Source organism: Zestomonas ipomoeae (assembly GCF_057128665.1).
The window spans coordinates 96835-115786 of the sequence record NZ_JBSKHQ010000019.1 but is presented as its reverse complement, the minus strand read 5'-3'; the positions used below and the strand labels follow the sequence as shown (position 1 = coordinate 115786).

At 64.1% G+C, this 18952-nt stretch carries 23 protein-coding genes; 20 read left to right on the top strand and 3 right to left on the bottom strand.

All coding sequences use genetic code 11. The features are described from left to right. The first annotated feature begins 350 nt into the window (after positions 1–350). The 4 genes from ACWKV7_RS18995 (at position 351) to ACWKV7_RS18980 (ending at position 2785) form a co-directional block, all read left to right on the top strand. Complete coding sequence (locus tag ACWKV7_RS18995) at positions 351–968, top strand: hypothetical protein (protein WP_483859261.1); 618 nt, start codon at positions 351–353, stop codon at positions 966–968. A 129-nt stretch (positions 969–1097) separates the two neighbouring features. Next, the gene (locus tag ACWKV7_RS18990; protein ID WP_483859260.1) at positions 1098–1628 is read left to right on the top strand and encodes a hypothetical protein; all 531 of its coding nucleotides are present in this window, start codon (positions 1098–1100) and stop codon (positions 1626–1628) included. Between the two features lie 63 nt (positions 1629–1691). Further along, the gene (gene pnuC / locus ACWKV7_RS18985; RefSeq protein ID WP_483859259.1) at positions 1692–2261 is read left to right on the top strand and encodes a nicotinamide riboside transporter PnuC; all 570 of its coding nucleotides are present in this window, start codon (positions 1692–1694) and stop codon (positions 2259–2261) included. Then, positions 2258–2785 carry an AAA family ATPase gene (locus ACWKV7_RS18980; RefSeq protein ID WP_483859258.1) on the top strand — a complete coding sequence of 176 codons (528 nt, stop codon included), beginning with the start codon at positions 2258–2260 and terminating at the stop codon, positions 2783–2785. The genes pnuC and ACWKV7_RS18980 overlap by 4 nt, the downstream gene beginning before the upstream one ends. Before the next feature lie 9 nt (positions 2786–2794). Here ACWKV7_RS18980 and ACWKV7_RS18975 read toward each other — a convergent pair whose 3' ends face one another. Next, the gene (locus tag ACWKV7_RS18975) at positions 2795–3262 is read right to left on the bottom strand and encodes a DUF3429 domain-containing protein (protein ID WP_483859257.1); all 468 of its coding nucleotides are present in this window, start codon (positions 3260–3262) and stop codon (positions 2795–2797) included. Positions 3263–3418: 156 nt separating this feature from the next. Further along, positions 3419–4666: a sigma-54-dependent transcriptional regulator gene (locus ACWKV7_RS18970; RefSeq protein ID WP_483859256.1), complete on the bottom strand. Its 1248-nt coding sequence runs from the start codon at positions 4664–4666 to the stop codon at positions 3419–3421. 312 nt (positions 4667–4978) lie between these two features. Between ACWKV7_RS18970 and ACWKV7_RS18965 the strand changes: the two genes are divergently transcribed. From ACWKV7_RS18965 to ACWKV7_RS18890, 16 genes are all read left to right on the top strand, one after another. Next, entirely contained in the window at positions 4979–6853 is a 1875-nt protein-coding gene (locus ACWKV7_RS18965) for a di-heme-cytochrome C peroxidase (protein WP_483859255.1), read from the top strand. Between the two features lie 45 nt (positions 6854–6898). Further along, on the top strand, positions 6899–8053 hold the full coding sequence (locus tag ACWKV7_RS18960; RefSeq protein ID WP_483859254.1) for a catalase family protein: 1155 nt from the start codon (positions 6899–6901) through the stop codon (positions 8051–8053). Positions 8054–8276: 223 nt separating this feature from the next. After that, positions 8277–9329 (top strand): cyclic nucleotide-binding domain-containing protein, encoded by a 1053-nt coding sequence (locus ACWKV7_RS18955; protein WP_483859253.1) that lies wholly within the window; start codon positions 8277–8279, stop codon positions 9327–9329. A gap of 199 nt (positions 9330–9528) precedes the next feature. Continuing rightward, positions 9529–9798, top strand: a complete 270-nt coding sequence (locus tag ACWKV7_RS18950; protein WP_483859252.1) for a DUF1652 domain-containing protein — start codon at positions 9529–9531, stop codon at positions 9796–9798. Between the two features lie 195 nt (positions 9799–9993). After that, the gene (locus ACWKV7_RS18945) at positions 9994–10263 is read left to right on the top strand and encodes a hypothetical protein (protein ID WP_483859251.1); all 270 of its coding nucleotides are present in this window, start codon (positions 9994–9996) and stop codon (positions 10261–10263) included. A 130-nt stretch (positions 10264–10393) separates the two neighbouring features. Beyond that, the gene (locus ACWKV7_RS18940) at positions 10394–10678 is read left to right on the top strand and encodes a hypothetical protein (RefSeq protein WP_483859250.1); all 285 of its coding nucleotides are present in this window, start codon (positions 10394–10396) and stop codon (positions 10676–10678) included. Positions 10679–10780: 102 nt separating this feature from the next. Beyond that, positions 10781–11065: a hypothetical protein gene (locus ACWKV7_RS18935; RefSeq protein WP_483859249.1), complete on the top strand. Its 285-nt coding sequence runs from the start codon at positions 10781–10783 to the stop codon at positions 11063–11065. Between the two features lie 156 nt (positions 11066–11221). Then, positions 11222–11431: a hypothetical protein gene (locus tag ACWKV7_RS18930; protein WP_483859248.1), complete on the top strand. Its 210-nt coding sequence runs from the start codon at positions 11222–11224 to the stop codon at positions 11429–11431. Positions 11432–11546: 115 nt separating this feature from the next. Beyond that, entirely contained in the window at positions 11547–12557 is a 1011-nt protein-coding gene (locus ACWKV7_RS18925) for a GlxA family transcriptional regulator (protein WP_483859247.1), read from the top strand. A gap of 11 nt (positions 12558–12568) precedes the next feature. Continuing rightward, on the top strand, positions 12569–12820 hold the full coding sequence (locus ACWKV7_RS18920; protein ID WP_483859246.1) for a DUF1272 domain-containing protein: 252 nt from the start codon (positions 12569–12571) through the stop codon (positions 12818–12820). Between the two features lie 133 nt (positions 12821–12953). Next, positions 12954–14126 carry an MFS transporter gene (locus tag ACWKV7_RS18915; RefSeq protein ID WP_483859265.1) on the top strand — a complete coding sequence of 391 codons (1173 nt, stop codon included), beginning with the start codon at positions 12954–12956 and terminating at the stop codon, positions 14124–14126. Positions 14127–14502: 376 nt separating this feature from the next. Next, positions 14503–14715, top strand: coding sequence for a cytochrome oxidase putative small subunit CydP (gene cydP, locus ACWKV7_RS18910; protein WP_483859245.1), 213 nt, complete (start codon positions 14503–14505; stop codon positions 14713–14715). Beyond that, positions 14712–16301: a cytochrome ubiquinol oxidase subunit I gene (locus ACWKV7_RS18905; protein WP_483859244.1), complete on the top strand. Its 1590-nt coding sequence runs from the start codon at positions 14712–14714 to the stop codon at positions 16299–16301. Before cydP ends, ACWKV7_RS18905 begins: the two co-directional genes overlap by 4 nt. Positions 16302–16439: 138 nt before the next feature. After that, positions 16440–17579 carry a cytochrome d ubiquinol oxidase subunit II gene (gene cydB / locus ACWKV7_RS18900; RefSeq protein ID WP_483859243.1) on the top strand — a complete coding sequence of 380 codons (1140 nt, stop codon included), beginning with the start codon at positions 16440–16442 and terminating at the stop codon, positions 17577–17579. Between the two features lie 110 nt (positions 17580–17689). Then, on the top strand, positions 17690–17806 hold the full coding sequence (gene cydX / locus ACWKV7_RS18895) for a cytochrome bd-I oxidase subunit CydX (RefSeq protein ID WP_483859242.1): 117 nt from the start codon (positions 17690–17692) through the stop codon (positions 17804–17806). Then, a complete protein-coding gene (locus tag ACWKV7_RS18890; protein ID WP_483859241.1) occupies positions 17796–18095 on the top strand; it encodes a cyd operon YbgE family protein in 300 nt (99 codons plus the stop codon). The genes cydX and ACWKV7_RS18890 overlap by 11 nt, the downstream gene beginning before the upstream one ends. Before the next feature lie 27 nt (positions 18096–18122). Here ACWKV7_RS18890 and ACWKV7_RS18885 read toward each other — a convergent pair whose 3' ends face one another. Then, on the bottom strand, positions 18123–18836 hold the full coding sequence (locus ACWKV7_RS18885) for a DUF6901 family protein (RefSeq protein ID WP_483859240.1): 714 nt from the start codon (positions 18834–18836) through the stop codon (positions 18123–18125). Between the last annotated feature and the right edge of the window lie 116 nt (positions 18837–18952).

Genomic DNA, 18952 nt, shown 5'->3' with positions numbered 1-18952 from the left:
AAGGAGTTTTCCGAGAGGCCTGCACCGGAAGTGGTGCGCATTATAGGCCCCACGAAATCCACGTCAACACTTAAATGCTTCTTTCTGCTGTTATTTCAATTTCGGTTGTCTCTCTATATAGCAGAAAGACGCAGCCGAGCGCCTGGGACGGATAAGGAACCGCTGATCAGCAGCCGGATGGAGGCCTGGCGTCGACGACTTGGCCGAGCTTGAATGGTGACAAAGAGCCGGTTCCCTCACGGGGCTAGTCGCACAAGCGTCGTGTATCGACCAGAATATCTCTAGATTGCCCAACCCAAGCGGCGATGACGGCGAAGCGCACCGAGGCAATTCCGCCTTATGAGGAATGCATGAGCAGCAGCATGGAACACCAGGAGATCGATCTCAACAAACCGCAGAACCAGGATCTGATCTGGGATCTGGACAGCATCGCCCGCCGAGAGCTGGCCGAGCGGTTCATCAAGCTGTTCGAGAACCGCCTGTGTGTCTACTCGGAATCGGTGCGGCAACTCTATACCAATTACAACCTGCACTTCCCCGCCGACCTTGGGCGGAAGATGGTGGTGCTGCCCAACCCCTACGCCTTTCACGACACCCTGCATGGCATCGATGCTATTGCCGTGCGCAAGACCGGACTTTGCGTGCTTCCGGGCGCCGTGCTCGGCAAGCCTGGCCTGTTGCTGACCACCGAGATCAAGGATGGCGGCCCCGCGCCCAGGACCATGCCGTTCAAGCAGGCGTTGGCGCAAATCATCAGCAACCAGAAGAAAATGGGCGATGTGTTCCTGCCGATCCTCATGAAAGGCGACCTGCGCGAGTTCGACCAGCAGATGCCTTACATTCACCTGCATCGTTTGCAGGTGAACAAACTCACTCGCATGTCTTCCTTCGAGCGCGACGACATGCAGCAAACCATTACCCGCAAGCTGTTGATGCTGTACCGACAAGCCGACAGCCTGGCCTGCTGAGAAGCCACCAGCGTCCCGCCACCGCCGCAGACATTGACCCAGCCGACCGCCGATACGGTCGGCCGCGGCAAGACCCCACGTGTTGTCCCTGGCTACAGTCGCGCCATCATTGCCACGGAGAACATCGCAATGCCTTGGTATTTCGAAGCCTCGATCAGCATTCCCCTCGGCCTTCTGCTGGGAAACCTCGTCGAGTGGTCCTTCCATAAATATGTGTTGCATGGCTTGGGCAAGACCCGGGGGACGTTCTGGAGCTTTCATTTCCACGAGCATCACCGCAATGCTCGTCGGCACGTCTTCTATGACCCCTGCTATCGGCGTTTTCCCCTTGGCTGGCATGCGCAAGGCAAAGAAGCCTGGGCGCTGATCGGCGCCAGCCTGATAGTGGCACCCCTGCTACCCGTCGCTCCCTGGCTCACCGCAACATTCTGGTATTGCGCGCTGAACTACTACCTCACCCACAAGAAGGCCCACGACCGGCCAGACTGGGCACGGCAGCACCTGCCTTGGCACTACGATCACCATATGGGCCCGAATCCCCATGCCAACTGGGGGGTGACGAAGCCCTGGTTCGACTGGCTGTTCGGTACCCGCGAGCACTACCTCGGTACGCCCAAGGCACAGGCTCAGGAGCACGCAAGCAAGACCAGCGCCAGCTGAGAACGTACAATCGGCGCCTTTTGACCCGCGACTCGCCCCAGAGCCGCCCGCCGAGGATCGCCAATGTCCCCGCTCGAACTCTTTGCCTCCGCCATCGGCGTGCTCGCCGTGTGGCTCACCGTACGACAGAACCCTTGGTGCTGGCCGCTCGGCCTGGTCATGGTGGTGCTCTACTGCTGGATATTCTTCGAGGTGAAGCTGTATTCGAACATGCTCTTGCAGGTGTTCTTCGCGGGGACCCAGCTGTATGGCTGGTGGCGCTGGACCCGTGGCGGCGGTGGAGAACAGCAAGGGCTCGCAGTCAGCCGACTGAGCCCCCAGGGCCTGCTTGCCAGCCTGGGCGTGGGCGCCCTCGGCAGCCTGCTATTGGGCTATGGCATGGCTGTTCACACTGATGCAGAGCTGCCTTGGTGGGACGCCGGCCTGACCGCCTTCAGCCTGGTGGCGCAAGTCTGGATGGCCCAGAAACGCCTGGAGTGCTGGGTACTGTGGATCGTGCTGGACCTGCTCTATGCCGCGCAGTTCCTGTTTCAGGCCTACTACCCCACCGCGGTGCTCTACGGACTGTTCGTTCTGCTGGCGATCCAGGGCTGGCGAGCCTGGCGGCGCGACCCGGCGTTGGTGGCCGCATGAAGGTCCTGGTGCTGACCGGCCCGGAATCTACCGGCAAGAGTTGGATGGCCAATCAAATCCAGGCCGCGTTCGGCGGCCTGGTGGTGGGCGAGTACGTGCGCCACTTTATCGACCAGCAGAAGCGGGATACCTGCTACGCCGATATTCCCGCCATCGCCCAGGGCCAACTGCGCTGGGAGGACGCCGCACGAAGCGAGCGCCCACCCTTGCTGATCCTGGACACGCATCTGCTGAGCAATCTGCTCTGGAGCCGAACACTGTTCGGGGACTGCCCAGCCTGGATCGAGGAGCAACTGCTGCAGCGGGAATACCATCAGCACCTGTTGCTCGATCCGCGCGGCGTGCCCTGGGTTGCCGACGGTCAGCGTTGCCAGCCCGAGTTGGCGCAGCGCCTGGCATTTCACCAGGCATGCCGCGACTGGCTGGAGCGAAACCGGCAACCCTATCGAGAATTGGGCGGCGACTGGCAGCAGCGCCGCGAACAGGCGTTCGCCTGCCTGAGAGAATGGTTTCCCGCTGGCTGAAACATGGACTCAGGGCAACAGGACGCTGGCCCAGGCCAGGAGCAGACAGAGCGCCACGGCAATCGTCAGCGGCTTGCGCAACGCGGGATACCACTGCGGGGCGAGCCCCAGCTTGACTGCACGGACATCGGCGAAATAGAGCACGACGAACGCCAGGAGGAACACCGGCAGGACCAGGGCGACCGGCAGACCGCTGGCGACAGCGGCCCAACCGAGCATGGCCGGTATGACCGACAGCCCCAACTGCATTTGGGCGCGCTCGTCAGTCTCCGCGGCACGCATTGCCAGGCCCCAATGAATAGCGCCGAGAAAGGCCAGCATCAGGGCTGCATAATCCAGCAGTGCAGACATGACGAACGGCCGCCACCCCGGTGGGATGATCCAGATGCCTAACGCCCCGCTGAGGAAAGGCACCAGCCCCAGATAACCGAGCTGCACGACCAGTTGGTGGGGGTTCTTGGCTTCGAAAGGGTGCATCGCGGACTCCTGTATCGCCATTTGGCCCGCAGATTAACACGCAAGCGCAACCGCATAGAGGCATGGCAGCCCACGGCCACGCGGCATCAACCGCTACGAGGCAGACGATGGACAGCCACGCGGACGAAAGGTGCAGACGCAACTGCAACTACCGCACTAGAGCAGTTGATGCTTATGCAACAAGCGATAGAAGGTGGGGCGGGAAACCCCCAGGATGCGGGCGGCCAGGCTGAGGTTGTTGCCGTAGCGCGCCAGTGCGTCACACAGCGCCTGGTATTCGGCGCGCCGCTTGTATTCTTCGAGGGTACCCAGCAGGCCGATTGCCGGCGCTTCGCTAGCCAGGCCCAGGTCCTCCGCTTCGATCTGCTCGCCGGTGGCCATCACCAGGCCTCGGCGCACCCTGGCTGCCAGCTCACGTACGTTTCCCGGCCAGGGGTGGCGCCGCATCGCGGCCAATGCCTCTTCGCCGAAGGCCAGGCTGGTCTGGTTGCTACCTACCGCATGACGGGCCAGGAAATAGTTGGCCAGCAGCGCTATATCGCCCTGCCGCTCGCGCAGTGGCTGAAGCGACAGTTGCTTGCGCCCGAGCCAGGCGAGCAGGCGGGGATGAATGTCGGGCTCGACCGAGTCGGCCCCGCTGGCGGCCAACAGCCGCACATCGGCGGCCTGCGCCCGCCCCTGCAGTCGCTTGAACAGTTCCTCTTGCAAGGCCAGGGGTAGATCCTCGAGTTCCGCGAGGTACAGACTGCCGCCTTCCGCCTCGGCGAACTTTCCCGGCCGATGCTGACCGCCGAACAGCTCTACGGCCAGCGCCGCTTCATCCACCAGGGTGCAGTCAAACGTCACGAAGGGTTTGTCGCGGCGCGGCGAATGTCGGTGCAGCTCACGGGCAACCAGTGCCCTGCCGCTGCCGCCTTCGCCTCGGATCCAGACCGGCGCCTCGCCTGCTGCCAGTCGACTCACGCGTTTGCGCAGGTCACGCAGTACCCGGCTCTGCCCCTGCAATTCAGTACCTGGGCCAGCGGCAGCGCGCAACGCGCCCGCGGCCAGCGCTTGCAGCAGGGATTGATGCACGCGCGACGGATCGGCCGGGAGCCGATGCACATCGAAGAACCACTGGCCGACAAAGGCTTCGGCCCTGGCAGTCGGCAACGCCTCATGGCCCAGCAGTGCTACCCATTCAAAGCCGCTCCGACCGATCGCGTGACCGATCGAGCGCGAACTCTGGACATGCTGGGCATGCACGCAGAGCAATCCGACATCGAAACGCTGCGTGCCGATCCGCTGCAGATCGCAGCGAACCGGTCGCCACCCATACCCCTGCCAGTACGGCAACAGACGCTCGCAGACGTCGCAGGTATCGACCAAGCACAGGCGGCGAAGCGCGGCGCCGGTGTCCGACATATCCCTCCTTGGCGCCAATATTTTGAAACCCCAGTAAAAACAGCTATTTGGCGCAGGCAATGTAACGCTAGCAAGAACTTTGGCGCGGCTTGGATCGATTCTCTATAGCGCTAATCTCGTTATGTTTTCGTAACGCACTATGCTCATGGGTGCAGGTTGGAATGGCACCCGGTCGAGCCGTGTTGTCACGCGCGACCGCGGACCGTCGGCCATGCGACGAGAAGGCCCCGAATCACCGATGGCAACTTGCCGCATCCCGGCGATTGGCCTACCGTCTGGCACACAACAAGAACGCCACAAGGAAGTCTGTCCATGTACATACTCCGACGCGCACTCTGGCTGATCCTTTTCCTCGTCCTCGCCGCCCTGGCCGTTGTGCTGTATTACGTCGCCAACCCCAACCTCCCCGGATACCAGCCCCCCGGGCAGCTTCACTATCTCGATCAGTGGAGCCCGCACGCACGGCAGATCTACTACTACACGCCCCAAGGTACGCAGGTGAAAGGCCTGCGCTACGAATGGTTCACCGCGCTCGAGCGGCCGTTCTCCAACGAGAGGTTTTCTGCGCCGGAATACCTGGCCCGCTTCGGTTTCCTCGTCGACCCGCAGCAACAACCCAGCCAGCTCAACCCCGGCAATCTGCCGGTCGGCTTCGCCCGCCACGCGGACCCCAGGACCGGTATCAATTACCTGGACGTAAGCTGCGCCGCCTGCCACACCGGCGAATTGCGCTATCGGGGCCAGGCCGTGCGTATCGATGGCGGCGCCGCGTTGCATTCGCTCGCCTCGACGGTGCCAACCCTGCGTGGCGGCAGCTTCGGCCAGGCACTGGGCGCCAGCATGGTCTTCACCTACTACAACCCGCTGAAATTCAAACGCTTCGCCAAAGCCGTACTGGGCGAGCGCTACCCCAGCGGGCGCGATCAGCTGCGCAGCGAGTTCAAGGCGACGCTGGACAAACTGGTCGCCCAGGCGTGGAACGACACGCACCGCGGCCTCTACCCCACCGAGGAGGGATTCGGGCGCACCGATGCCTTCGGGCGTATCGCCAATACGGTGTTCGGCGATGTCATCGACCCAAGCAACTACCGCGTCGCCAACGGCCCGGTGAGCTATCCGCAGGTCTGGGACATCTGGAAATTCGACTGGGTGCAATGGAACGGCTCGGCGATGCAGCCGATGGCACGCAATCTGGGCGAGGCTCTGGGCGTCGGTGCCCCGGTGAGCATCTTCGATGCCAACGGCCAGCCGGTGGCGGAAAGCGAGCGCTATGCCTCGGGGGTCCGGCTACACGACATCCACACCCTGGAGGAGACCCTCAAGCAGTTGAAGCCTCCGACCTGGCCGGAAGACATCTTCGGCAAAGTCGACCTGGAGCTGGCCAGCCAGGGGCGCGCCCTGTTCGCCGAAAACTGCGCCTATTGCCACGCACCGGATGCCAAGTCGCAGGACGAACGCTTTGCCAAAACCCGCAACCCCGAGTGGCGCATGCGCATCGTGCCGACGCGCATCATCGGTACCGATCCGACCACCGCCGATAACATCGCCGATCACCGCTTCGACATTCGCAAGCTCGGCTGGAGCAAGGAGGAGCTCGGCAAGCTGGATGTGCGCCTGTTCGGCTCCACCCTGGCGGACATCGACCTGGGCAGCATCTCCAGCGCCAAGGGGCTGGCCTACCTTACCGCCTACGTGGAAGACCGTGCCTATCGCGATGCCGATATCGACGCCGAGCAACGCCGTCGCATGAACGGCTATGGCCTGCCGATCGGCGTGCAGGAAAAGCGCGGCTACAAGGCACGGCCGCTGCACGGCATCTGGGCTACGCCGCCGTTCCTGCACAACGGTTCGGTACCGACGCTGTTCCAGTTGCTCTCGCCTGTGGCCGAGCGCGCAAGTGAGTTCTGGGTCGGCAATCGCGAATTCGATCCGAAGTACATCGGCTTTCGCAGCGAGGAGTTCCCCGGCGGCTTCCTGTTCAAGACCTCGATCACCGGTAACGGCAACGGCGGTCACGAATTCCGCGAGGGCTGCCGCCGGGACGGCGTAATCGGCCGGCTCTTGCAGCCCGAGGAACGCTGGGCATTGATCGAGTACCTCAAGGTGCTCGGTGACGCCAGGCTGGAAAACCAGCTCGAACCCCGCGAGGCCAGGGATTGGACTCCCGGCCCCAACTGCCAGGATTGATCCTGGTTCCAGACAGGGACAGCAAACGAGAATAGGGATCGCCCGATGCTCACACGCTTATGGCTTTGGATAGGACGCCTGCTCGGCAAGCTCCTGGCCCTGGTTCTGCTGCTTGGCTTGGCCGCCTGGGGTATCGGCGCGCTGTATTACAACTGGAAGTTCTCCGGCCCGGTTTCGGCCGAGGAAGAGATTCCCCCGGACGAAGCGGTGCGGACCCGAGCGATCATCGAGGACGCCATTCGCGTCGTCGAGCAGCACCGCTCCAATACCCGCGTACTGCGCGACGCCCATGCCAAGGCCCATGGCTGCGTCAAGGCGCAGGTCCAGGTAGTGCCCGACCTCGATCCCGAGCTGCGCCATGGCGTGCTCAGCCAGCCGGGCAAGACCTGGCAAGCCTGGATGCGGCTATCCAACGGCAACGCCTATCCGCAGTTCGACAGCACGCGCGATGCCCGCGGCATGGCCATCAAACTGCTCGACGTACCGGGCGACAAGCTGATTGGCGGCCCGGACCATGCCGGCGAGCAGGACTTCGTCATGTTCAATCACCCGGTGTTCTTCGTGCGCGATGTCGCCGAGTACCAGCAGAATTTCGCCGCCCAGGCCGAAGGCAAGCGGATTCTCGCCTTCCTGCCCGGCTGGGACCCGCGCCACTGGGAAATCCGCCATCTGCTCATCGCCCTGCAGACCCTGGCCCCCGCGCCCGACAGCCCGACCGAAGCGGTGTATAGCTCGGTGTCGCCCTACAAGCTGGGGCCACACAACATCAAGTACCGCGTCGTGCCGGCACCGGAGAACTGCCCAGGCTACGAATTGCCGGAGCCCAATACCGATCTGCCCAACTTCCTGCGCAGCGCGCTCTACCAGCAATTGTCTCTGGACCGCGTCCCGGCCTGCTTCGCCCTACAGGTACAGCGGCAGAACCCGCAGCACTACATGCCCATCGAAGACACCAGCGTGCGCTGGAGCGAGGAAATATCCCCCTTCGAAACCGTCGCCAACATTGTGTTGCCAGCGCAGGACTTCGATAGCACCGAGCAGAACCTGTTCTGCGACAACCTCTCCTTCAACCCCTGGCATGCACTCCCGGAGCACCGGCCGATCGGCGGCATCAATCGGCTGCGCAAGGCGGTGTACGAGGCCGTCAGCATCTATAGAAGGGAGCGCAACGGGGTAGCGCTGCCGCCGGCCCGTGAGTGAACTTTGCCCTGAAGAGCCTTTCGACATGAACGGCCTTTAGGGCAGCACACTTGCGCCGTCAGCGCCCGGCGCCCATCACCCTGGCTGGCCCCCATCGCTCGCCCACCCGCGTTCGATGAAATGACTATCGGCCCGACCTGCTTAGGGCTAGTGTGAATACAGATCGAATGCCTCGGCATCGCCAGGGATGGCCACGTCAGCCGCTGCCGCGGAGGGCAACACCATGAGCAATGCAACGCCTCTTCTGGATCTGGAACATCTGCGTCGTTTCAGCCCGCTGGATTTCCTCACGCCGGCGTATCAGAAGCAGTTGCTGGAAAGCCTGCAACTGGTCAAACGGCCTGCCGGGTCCGCCTTCCTGCGTCGGGGGGAAACGTCGCTGGCGCTCTACTACCTGCTCGAGGGAGAAATCTGGCTGGGAGAGGAGCCCGCGCGCCGTACCCTCAAGGCCGGCAGCCTGGAAGCCTGTCATGCCCTGAATGAAATTCAGCCGCAGGCGCAATCGGTGGGCGCGCTGACCGATGTCACGCTGTTCGCCATCGACCGGGGGTTGCTGGAACGCCTGCTCAATTGGAGCCAGTCGGCCGCCTACCAGGTCAGCAGCCTGGAAGAAAGCGCCGCGCAGGAGGAGGAAGAGGACGACTGGCTGGCCAAGCTGTTGCGCACTCCGCTGTTCAGTAGGCTGCCGCCGTCGCACCTGCACGCCCTGCTCGCGCGCTTCGAGTACGTCGAAGCCAAGGCAGGCGAGGCGGTCGTTCGCTATGGCGAGCCGGGCGATCACTTCTATGTGCTCAAGCATGGTAGCGCGGCTGTGAGCCTGCCCTTCGCCTATCAGCAGGAGCCCCGGCAAGAGCTGCACACCGGCGACTTTTTCGGCGAGGAAGCCCTCGTCAGCGGTGCGGTGCGCTCGGCAACCGTGACCATGCTCGAGGACGGCACCCTGGCGCGACTGAACCGCGAGCTGTTCATCGAACTGATCCGCCCGACGCTGATTCCCAAGCTCAGCTCGGCGCAACTGGAACAGATCGCCCGCCAAGGAAAACAGCAGTGCCTGCTGCTCGACGTGCGCCTGCCCGTTGAATATCGGCAGGCCCACCTGCCGGGCAGTATCAACCTGCCGGTCGCCCATCTGCGCACCCATGCCGAGAGCCTGGAGCGAAACCTGTTCTACGCGGTAACGCCGGAGGGCGGCATTCGCAGCGAACTGGCCGTGCATCTGCTCAACCAGCTGGGTTTCGAAGCCTTCCTGCTGAGCGATCCGGAGCAGCCGACCTAACCCTGGGCCCTCGGAGGAGCGCCCAGGCAAATCGCCATTATCCTGCCATCACGGCGCGTCAAAAAATGGACGAATCGCTCCTTGCGCTGCGAAGAGCGGTGCTAGAGTGTTAATTCCAGAGGCTCGGCTTACCCCGCCCCCTGCCCAGCCGGACCGAGGAATCGCGGTCCTTCTCAGGTACTGCAACAGGACTGCCTCATTGAAACGTTTGACCTTCCCCCAAGCCTGCGAGCTGATGAAGCGTCACTTCCAACCCCTTGGCTTCGAAGCCACGCTGGAATCCCCTGAAAGCCTGGTCGCGCGCATATCCTATGCCGGAAACCACGAACCGCTGTTGACCGTGACCGGCATTCGCTGCTCCACCTCCCTCAGCATCGGCGACGTGCGACGGATCATCCATACCATCGAAGCGGACCTGGACCTCATCAGCACACGCTTGGAAACACAACAGCTATCCCGGCTGCGCTGAGCGAAACGGCGAGCCTGCCAAGCGCAGCGCTAGAGAGGTCCGAAGAGAAAAATCCGTTAGTTAACGCGACGAAGTGCACCATTTTTGCGACCTGCTTGTGACTTCTCGGTCATACGCTGTCATCCATAGCAATGACAGTCCGCTGAAACCCCAACGCAGGCGGAAAAACCACTGGGCACTTCGGAGAAACCACCCATGAACGCCCCGCTCCGTTTTAACGAAGCACTTTTGATTGCCGGCCGCGCTTTTCAACCCTTCCAGTGCGTAGCCTGGTCCCAGCAAGAAGGTAACGGCGAGCTCAGCCTCAGCGTCATAGACCGCACCAGCACCCGACTGCTGGGCCGTACCCGCATCTCCAGCGCCACCTATTCCGACCCGCTGAAACTGGCCGAAGTCCTGGCCCAGACTCGCCTGGAGCTGAGCCGCGAAGGCTTCGCGCTCGCGCCCTGGAGCATGCCGGAATAACCCTCGGCGAGGGCCTGCCGTTCGCATCGATCACGTAGTCTGCGAGCAGGCCCGCTCTCCCCTCTCATGCTGCCGGCGACCCCTGGGCCAGTTTTGTGGTCAAAGAGGGCATCAGAGAAAGGAGGGCCCCATGAAAGGCGCTGAAGCCTACGTCAACGATCAATGGCAAACCTGCGGCCTGACTGCCCTGCCCCAGGGCTCCGGACCGTTGGACATCACCCTGCATTTTCACATCCCCCGCGACACCCAGTTCACCGGCCTGTTCCAGCACATCTGCCAGGTGGCGGAGCGTCACCTTTGCCAGGCCTACCCAGGGCGCGAGGTCCATCATGAGCCCATCGTCGGCTCGGTGCTCGGCGACGGCAGCGGCGACGCCATCAGTCTGCACTACCGGATCGGCCCCGCGCGCGACTGAACCGCGCGACGATCGTCCGATCCAATCGTTGTCTATCCCTGCCAAGCGCTGAAGAGGGCAAGGCCCCGGCGCCCTGTGTTTTCCAGGAGTACCCAAACGATCATGTCCAGCGCCCATCTGAGCCTCGAAGAAGCCCTGCATATCAGTTCCCTGGCATTTTTACCCTACTCCTGCGTGACGACGATGAACGCCGAGGACGCCAGCTTCGGCCTGAGCGTCATGAACAGCAGGGGTACCCGGCTGCTGTCCATCCCCCATATCGCACGCTCGCAATACAGCGACCCGATCCACCTGGCCGGCACGCTCGAACTGGCGCGACTCGAGCTGAGCAAGGACGGCTATCCCCTGGAACCCTGGTCGATGCCATTCCAGGCCTCCCTCGACTGACCGGTGGCGCGAACGGCCGCGCGCCGTGCCGGTCAGTTGAGAGACGGCAAGACCCGTCGCTCACACCGTCACGGCGGCTCGCATTCGCCGGAAGCGTTTCTGCGCGCCAGGCGATCAAAAGCCGCCTTGCATGTTCTCTCAGCCAAGGAGCCGACCATGCTTGGAGATCATTCCGAACTGCTGCAACACCTGAACAGCGCGCGCAAGCACGCCGATCGGGCGGAGACCCACGAGAACGCCGCGTTGTACCGCGAAGCCATCGACGAGATGGCGAAGGCGATCGAACTGCTGGCTCGCAACACCCCCGAGCTTGAAGGCGAGATACGCCAGGCGGCCGCCGACGAGGAGCTGCCGGCGTTCAAATGACCGTGGGCAGTGCCAAGGGGCCACGCGCCATATTGGCAATATTCGTGGGTTTGCTGTCGTTGTCGCCAGCCGAGGGGCACGGCAGACTGGTGCCATCTTCACTGCGAGATGCACCATGGACAGCCCACGCCGGATCGCTTGCCTGATCTATCCCGACGTCATGAGCCTGGATGTGACCGGGCCACTGCAGGTGTTCGCCTCGGCCAATACCGAGCGCGCCCGCCATGGGTTGCCGGCCGCCTACGAACTGGTGCTGCTGGCGGACCATGAGGGCCCCGTAGCCACCTCTTCCGGCGTGCGCATCTGCGCCGACCGGGCCTGGCAGGACGTCGATGCCGCGCAGTTGGATACGCTGCTGATACCCGGCGGCCTGGGCGTCGAAACCCAGCACCAGTCCGCCCCGTTGCTGGCCTGGCTGCGAGCCGCCGAACCGCAGGTGCGGCGGCTCGGTTCGGTATGCTCCGGCGCATTGTTGTTGGCCGCCGCCGGATTGCTGAATGGCCGGCTGGCGACCACACATTGGGCCGATGAGTCCGCCTTGCGCGATGGCTATCCGGCGGTGCGGGTGCAGAGCGACCGGCTGCACACCTACGATCCCCAGGGCGAGAACGGCGACGCCCATATTTTTACATCCGCCGGCGTGACCGCCGGGATCGACCTGGCGCTGGCACTGGTCGAGGCCGACCTCGGGCGCCCGCTGGCGCTGGCGGTGGCGCGGCGCCTGGTGATGTTCTTGCGCCGCCCCGGCGGCCAGGCGCAATTCAGCGCCCTGCTCAGCCCGGAGCCGAGCCGCATTCCGCGCCTGGCCGATCTGCTCGACTGGCTGCCAGGCCACCTCGGCGAGGACCTGCCCCTGGAGCGCCTCGCCGAACAGGCGCGCATGTCGCCGCGCACGTTGTCACGGGTATTCGTGCGCGAACTCGGCATGGGGCCTGGGCGCTATGTCGAGCGCCTGCGCCTGGAAGCCGCCCGCGCCCTGTTGCAGAGCGACCAGGCCTCCATCGCCACGGTGGCCCGGCTGACCGGCTTCGGCCACCCGGAGAATCTCCGCCGCTGCTTCCACAAACACCTGTCCGTCAGCCCACAGGAATATGCCGAGCGCTTTGGCCGCCTGGCTGCCCTTTGAGGAATCGCGCCATGCTCGAACTGCGCCCCAACTGCGAATGCTGCGATCGCGACCTGCCAGCAGACTCCGGCGACGCGTTGATCTGCTCCTTCGAATGCACTTTCTGCCGCGAATGCGCCGAACACGTGCTGCTTGGCCGCTGCCCGAACTGCGGCGGCGAACTGGTACGACGACCGACGCGCCCGGTAGATCGGCTGGCGAAGAATCCCGCCTCGACCAGCCGCGTGCACAAGCCCACCGGCTGCACGAAAGCCGTCGGGTAAAAACCTCTAGGAGCGGGCCATGCCCGCAATCCAGATGGAGTATCTGTGTCGCGGGCATGGCCCGGCGACACGCACCCAACCGAGCGTGCGGGCAGGAAGCTCGGCTTCCCTTTCTTACCAGGAGACTCCCATGTTGTTGTTCCGCAACGTCACCATCCTGCGGCTGTTCATCGCCCAGGCGCTCTACTGGAGTTGCTCGATGATCGGCATCACCCTTACTTCGCTGGTGGGTGTGCAGCTGGCACCGCTCAATGCCCTCGCCACGCTGCCGCTGGCATTGCTGGTGCTGGGCAATCTGCTCGCCGTGCAGCCGTTGTCGCTGTTCATGCAGCGCCAAGGCCGCCGTCGCGGGTTGATGCTGGGCGCCGTGGCCGGGGTGGGCGGCGGGCTGCTCAGCGCACTGGGCGTCTGGCTCGGCGACTTCCTGCTGTTCTGCCTCGGCGCCATGCCCATCGGCGCCTACCAGGCCTCGGCAATGTACTACCGCTTCGCCGCGCTGGAGGCGGTGGACGAGTCGCAGAAAGGCCGAGCCACCGCCTATGTGATTGGCGGTGGCGTCTGCGCCGCGCTGATCGCCCCGAGCCTGGCACTGTGGTCGCGCAACGCCCTGGAAACACCCTTCGTCGGTGCCTACCTGCTGATTGCCGCATTGGCGCTGCTCGGCCTTCTGCTGATCTCCCGCCTGCGCGAAGGCGCGGCCCCGCAGCCCGCTGGCGGCGGCCTGGCGGTAATGCGCGAGCTTCTATCCCGCCCGCTGGTACGCGCGGCTATCGCCACCACGGCCATCGGCCATGGGCTGATGATCCTGGTGATGAACGCCACGCCATTGGCCATGAGTTTTTGCGGGTTGTCGGTGGAAGCGAGCTCGCAGGTCATCCAGTGGCACATGCTCGGCATGTTCCTGCCGGCCTTCGTCGCCGGCCCGCTGGTGGATCGACTCGGCAGCCGGCGCGTTGCGCTGCTCGGCATCCTGACCCTCGGCGGCAGTGCCTGCATCGCCCTGGGCGGGTTGGCTCAGGCGCACTTCCTGGCCAGCTCCTTCCTGCTTGGCATCGGCTGGAACCTGATGCTGGTCGCCGGCACCACGCTGCTCGCCGAGGGCCACAGCACAGCCGAACGCGGCCACGCCCAGGGCTTGATGGAATTGGGCAACGGCAGCGTCGCGGCCGCCATGTCGTTCGCCTCCGGGGCGATGATCACCAGCATCGGCTGGACACCGGTGAACCTGGGCATGCTGCCGATGCTGCTGCTCGCGGTGCTGGCGCTGTGGCTCGGCGCGCGGCGTCCGGCGGTACAGCCGCTGTAGCCTGCGGTTTATCCAGGGCCCTAGGAAGCAGCCGGTGAACGCAGCGATACCGATGTAGGGCGTTCGCCGAACACCCCGGCAGCCCGGATAAGCTCCAGCGAAATCAGGGGCCCAGCATCCCACCGGATAGCAAAGGATGTCGCGATTCATCCGGCCCCTACGTGGCAGTTCTGTGCAGCTATACCCGGCATCGGCGCCCGCTCCGGACCGAGACCGGGCTACCTTCTCCAACCCATGCGGCAACCCGCCGCAGTCCCGCAAGCCCCGGTTTAGAGGCGCTGCGACATCAGGTCACAGCGCCTTTCGCAGGCATTTCTTGCTTCATATCAATGCTGGCAATGCGCTTTGACGCAACGCCGCCCGATTGGAGCCCGCTATGTCCGACAAGCCCGCATCCCCCTGGCGCACCCCCTTGGTTCGGGAAATCGCCGTGATCCTCGTGCTCAAGCTGGCGCTACTGTCGGTCATCAAGTCCTACTGGTTCGATGCGCCCACCGTGCCGCCCGATGGCAGTGCACGGGTTGGCGCCCACCTGCTCGGCACGCCGCCGCTGTCACGCGATCCCAGCCCTGAGGAGAAACCGAGATGATCTCGGAAGAAGTCGTCGATCTGTCCCGTCTGCAGTTCGCCATGACGGCGATGTATCACTTTCTGTTCGTGCCACTGACCCTGGGCCTGTCCTTCCTGTTGGCGATCATGGAATCGGTCTACGTGATGACCGGCAAACAGGTCTACCAGGACACGGTGAAGTTCTGGGGCAAGCTGTTCGGCATCAACTTTGCCCTCGGCGTGACCACCGGGCTGACCATGGAATTCCAGTTCGGCACCAACTGGGCCTACTACAGCCACTATGTCGGCGACGTCTTCGGCGCGCCGCTGGCCATCGAGGGGCTGATGGCGTTCTTCCTCGAATCCACCTTCATCGGCCTGTTCTTCTTCGGCTGGGACCGCCTGACCCGCGTGCAGCACCTGGCGGTGACCTGGCTGGTGGCGATCGGTTCGAACATGTCGGCGCTGTGGATTCTCATCGCCAACGGCTGGATGCAGAACCCGGTGGGCGCGGAGTTCAACTTCGAAACCATGCGCATGGAACTGACCGACTTCGGCGCCCTGCTGTTCAACCCGGTGGCACAGGTCAAGTTCGTCCACACCGTGGCGGCCGGGTATGTCACCGGCGCGGTCTTCGTCCTGGCGATTTCCAGTTGGTACCTGCTGAAGAAACGCGACCTGGGTTTTGCCCGCCGATCCTTCGCCATTGCCTCTGCCTTCGGCCTGGCCTCGATCCTCTCGGTGATCGTGCTGGGCGACGAATCCGGCTACGAAATCGGCGATGTGCAGAAGACCAAGCTGGCGGCCATCGAGGCGGAATGGGAAACCGAGCCGGCGCCCGCCGCCTTCACCCTGTTCGGCCTGCCGAACCAGGACGAAATGCGCACCGACTACGCGGTGAAGATTCCCTACGTGATGGGCCTGATCGCCACCCGCTCGCTGGATACGGAGGTCAAGGGCATCAAGGACCTGCTGGTGGAACACGAGGCACGCATTCGCAACGGCATGGTCGCCTATGCCCTGCTGGAGAAACTGCGCGCTGGCGACAAGAGCGAGGCGAACATCGCCGCCTTCAACGAGGTGAAAGGCGACCTGGGCTATGGCCTGCTGCTGAAGAAATACACCGACAAGGTGGTGGACGCGACGGACGAGCAGATCAAGCTGGCCGCACGGGACACCATTCCCGGCGTGTTCAGCCTGTTCTGGAGCTTCCGCGTGATGGTCGCCTCCGGCTTCCTGATGCTGGCGCTGTTCGCCTGTGCCTTCTGGGCGTCGGCCAGGAAGAACGAAGAGCGCAAGCCCTGGCTGCTCAAGTGGGCGCTGTGGAGCCTGCCGCTGCCGTGGATCGCCGCGCAGACCGGCTGGTTCGTCGCCGAGCACGGCCGGCAGCCTTGGTCGATCGGCGAAGTGCTGCCGACCCACTTGTCCGCTTCCAGCGTGTCCAGCGGCGATGTATGGGGTTCGCTGCTGGCGCTGATCGCCTTCTACAGCGCGCTGTTGCTGGTGGAGATGTACCTGATGATCAAATTCGCCCGCCTCGGGCCATCGAGCCTGCACACCGGGCGCTATCACTTCGAGCAGCCGGGTGCGGCCAGCGGGAACCACCTGCCCGCAGGTGCGATGTAGGGGCGACTTTATTCGCCCGACGAGGCTGGGCTGGGCTGGGCTGGGCGAGTGACCGTGCCCCTACACCAACGCTTCGCCAGCAGAGCTGGCTCCTGCAAAAGCCGGTCGACCCTGTTGGCCGCGACAGAGGAACGCAACATGTTTGATTACGAAACGCTGAAACTCGCCTGGTGGGTGCTGATCGGCGTGCTGCTGATCGGCTTCGCCCTCACCGACGGCTTCGACCTCGGCGCCGCCGCACTGATGCCCTTCGTCGGCAGGACCGACAACGAGCGGCGGGTGGTGATCAACACCATCGCGCCCCACTGGGACGGCAACCAGGTCTGGCTGATCACCGCCGGCGGCGCGCTGTTCGCCGCGTGGCCGATGGTCTATGCGGCGGCCTTCTCCGGCTTCTACTGGGCCATGCTGGTGGTACTGTTCGCCCTGTTCGTGCGCCCGGTAGGGTTCGACTACCGCAGCAAGCTGGAAGACCCGCGCTGGCGCCAGGCCTGGGATTGGGGCCTGTTCGTCGGCGGCCTGGTACCGGCGCTGGTGTTCGGCGTGGCCTTCGGCAACCTGCTGCTGGGCGTACCCTTCCAGCTCGATGAGACCCTGCGCAGCAGCTACCACGGCAGCTTCTGGCAGTTGCTCAGCCCGTTCGGCCTGCTCGCCGGATTGGTCAGCCTGAGCATGCTGCTGTTGCATGGCGGCACCTGGCTGATGCTGCGCACCGACGGCGCCGTCGCCCGACGCTCCCGGCAGGCGGCGCGGCTGATGGCGCTGGTCTACCTGGCCTGCTTCCTCGCCGCCGGCTGCTGGCTGTGGGCCGGGCTGGAGGGGTTCACCATTACTTCTACCTTCGATGCCAACGCAGCACTCAATCCGCTGGCGAAAAGCGTGGCGCAGAACAACCACGGCTGGATGGCCAACTACGCCGCCTACCCGCTGACCAAGCTGGCGCCAATGGCGGGCATTCTCGGTGCGACCCTGGCGTTCGCCGCGGCCACCGCCGGGCGCGGCGGCTTCGCCTTTGTTGGCAGCAGCCTGGCGATCGTCGGCACCCTCTGTACCGCCGGCTTCGCGCTGTTTCCCTTCGTCATGCCGTCGAGCCTCGACCCCGCGTCCAGCCTGACGCTATGGGACGCTGCATCCAGCCACAAGACCCTGGGCATCATGCTGGTCGCTGCCGGCATCTTCGTACCGCTGATCCTCTGCTACACGCTGTGGGGCTACGTGAAGATGTGGGGCAAGGTGACCACCGGGCATATCGAGCAAAACAGCCATGGCCTGTATTGAGCAGAACCGGTAGGGGCGAATTCATTCGCCAAGCCAGGCTACGTCAGGCGAATAAATTGGCCCCTACAGTCAGACAAGCGACTTGAACACGAATCGGGAGATTTGACGCTATGTGGTACTTCACCTGGATTCTCGGCGTATTGCTCGCCTGCAGCTTCGGCATCATCAACGCCTTGTGGCTGGAAACCACCCAGAACCTCGATGAGGAACCGACGGGTGACAACTGAGGCCCGGCCGCTGCCCCAGCGAGGCTGGAGCCGCGCGCTGTCGCTGCTGCTGACGGTACCGCTGGCCCTGCTGTTGCTGATCCATCCGGCGGCCATGCTGGATGCCGAGGGCCGCTACAGCCACAGTTTGCTGATGCTGGCGATGTGGGGCATGGCCGGCGGCTTCGTGCATGGCGTGGGCTTCACCCCCTACGCGCGACTCTGGCGACTGGCCTTCGGCCCGGTGCTGGCCTGGCCGTTGCTGGGCCTCGGCTACTGGCTCCTGTATCGGGCGCAATTGGGCGTGTGAGCCCGGTTGCCGAGACGCCTCGTTCGGCTAGACAGTGCCTGGCCCGTCCTCGAAGTATTCGGCGAAGAACTTGTCCAGCTCGCCGTCATACTGGTCCAGCGAATACAGCGTATCGGCCGCCAGCAGATCCAGCAGGATCAACCCGTTCGGGCTGGAGTCGGCCTCTGCGGCGGCGCGCAGGCGCTTGGCCATGCCCAGGTTGACCTGGCGCAGGTTGCGGTAGACCTCCCGCAGCCCTTCCAGCGAGCGGTCGGCGCTCAAGCCGCGTTGCTCCCGCAGGTGCTGCCCGAGCAGGTAGGTGCCGAGTACGCGGTAAAGCGTTTCGTCGGACGAACTGAACGGCCAGTGGAACCAAGCCATGGCCTTGAGCAGCCGGGTGTGCGGGCAACCGGAGGCGCCGCCCACCGCGCCCAGGAGGGAGCCTACCGCACGCTGCAAGGTGGTGTGCTGGCGAATCTCCCGTCCGCGCCACAGCACCCGCACGTCGACCTCCTCATAGGAAGCGCTCTGCGCCAGTTGCCTCACCGGCTTGGCCAGTGCCGCGGCGAACGGGCAATGGGGCGACTCCGCCTCGTTCAGCGGGCAGTGGCGGCACTGCTGGAAGCCCAGGCGCGTCCACTCCGGCAACGCCTCGGAAACGGTTTGCTCGGGCAGCAGACTGACTTCATGGCTCCAGCTGTGGCCATCCGCGAAATGAAATTCGTAGCGGATGCGCGAGTCGTCCTGCGTGTCTAGTTCCATGGTCTACCCTGACTGCGAGAAGGACTGGAAATCAACGTAATGGCATTTTGATGTCAATGCGCCATAATCAAGGCGTCAGTAAACTGACTACAACTTAGCTCATTCTTTACGTTCCA

Bases quoted from the DNA above. Each gene is read 5' to 3' on its own strand.
- ACWKV7_RS18995 (WP_483859261.1), top strand. From the start codon at position 351: ATGAGCAGCAGCATGGAACACCAGGAGATCGATCTCAACAAACCGCAG.
- ACWKV7_RS18990 (WP_483859260.1), top strand. From the start codon at position 1,098: ATGCCTTGGTATTTCGAAGCCTCGATCAGCATTCCCCTCGGCCTTCTG.
- pnuC (WP_483859259.1), top strand. From the start codon at position 1,692: ATGTCCCCGCTCGAACTCTTTGCCTCCGCCATCGGCGTGCTCGCCGTG.
- ACWKV7_RS18980 (WP_483859258.1), top strand. From the start codon at position 2,258: ATGAAGGTCCTGGTGCTGACCGGCCCGGAATCTACCGGCAAGAGTTGG.
- ACWKV7_RS18975 (WP_483859257.1), bottom strand. From the start codon at position 3,262: ATGCACCCTTTCGAAGCCAAGAACCCCCACCAACTGGTCGTGCAGCTC.
- ACWKV7_RS18970 (WP_483859256.1), bottom strand. From the start codon at position 4,666: ATGTCGGACACCGGCGCCGCGCTTCGCCGCCTGTGCTTGGTCGATACC.
- ACWKV7_RS18965 (WP_483859255.1), top strand. From the start codon at position 4,979: ATGTACATACTCCGACGCGCACTCTGGCTGATCCTTTTCCTCGTCCTC.
- ACWKV7_RS18960 (WP_483859254.1), top strand. From the start codon at position 6,899: ATGCTCACACGCTTATGGCTTTGGATAGGACGCCTGCTCGGCAAGCTC.
- ACWKV7_RS18955 (WP_483859253.1), top strand. From the start codon at position 8,277: ATGAGCAATGCAACGCCTCTTCTGGATCTGGAACATCTGCGTCGTTTC.
- ACWKV7_RS18945 (WP_483859251.1), top strand. From the start codon at position 9,994: ATGAACGCCCCGCTCCGTTTTAACGAAGCACTTTTGATTGCCGGCCGC.
- ACWKV7_RS18940 (WP_483859250.1), top strand. From the start codon at position 10,394: ATGAAAGGCGCTGAAGCCTACGTCAACGATCAATGGCAAACCTGCGGC.
- ACWKV7_RS18935 (WP_483859249.1), top strand. From the start codon at position 10,781: ATGTCCAGCGCCCATCTGAGCCTCGAAGAAGCCCTGCATATCAGTTCC.
- ACWKV7_RS18930 (WP_483859248.1), top strand. From the start codon at position 11,222: ATGCTTGGAGATCATTCCGAACTGCTGCAACACCTGAACAGCGCGCGC.
- ACWKV7_RS18925 (WP_483859247.1), top strand. From the start codon at position 11,547: ATGGACAGCCCACGCCGGATCGCTTGCCTGATCTATCCCGACGTCATG.
- ACWKV7_RS18920 (WP_483859246.1), top strand. From the start codon at position 12,569: ATGCTCGAACTGCGCCCCAACTGCGAATGCTGCGATCGCGACCTGCCA.
- cydP (WP_483859245.1), top strand. From the start codon at position 14,503: ATGTCCGACAAGCCCGCATCCCCCTGGCGCACCCCCTTGGTTCGGGAA.
- ACWKV7_RS18905 (WP_483859244.1), top strand. From the start codon at position 14,712: ATGATCTCGGAAGAAGTCGTCGATCTGTCCCGTCTGCAGTTCGCCATG.
- cydB (WP_483859243.1), top strand. From the start codon at position 16,440: ATGTTTGATTACGAAACGCTGAAACTCGCCTGGTGGGTGCTGATCGGC.
- cydX (WP_483859242.1), top strand. From the start codon at position 17,690: ATGTGGTACTTCACCTGGATTCTCGGCGTATTGCTCGCCTGCAGCTTC.
- ACWKV7_RS18885 (WP_483859240.1), bottom strand. From the start codon at position 18,836: ATGGAACTAGACACGCAGGACGACTCGCGCATCCGCTACGAATTTCAT.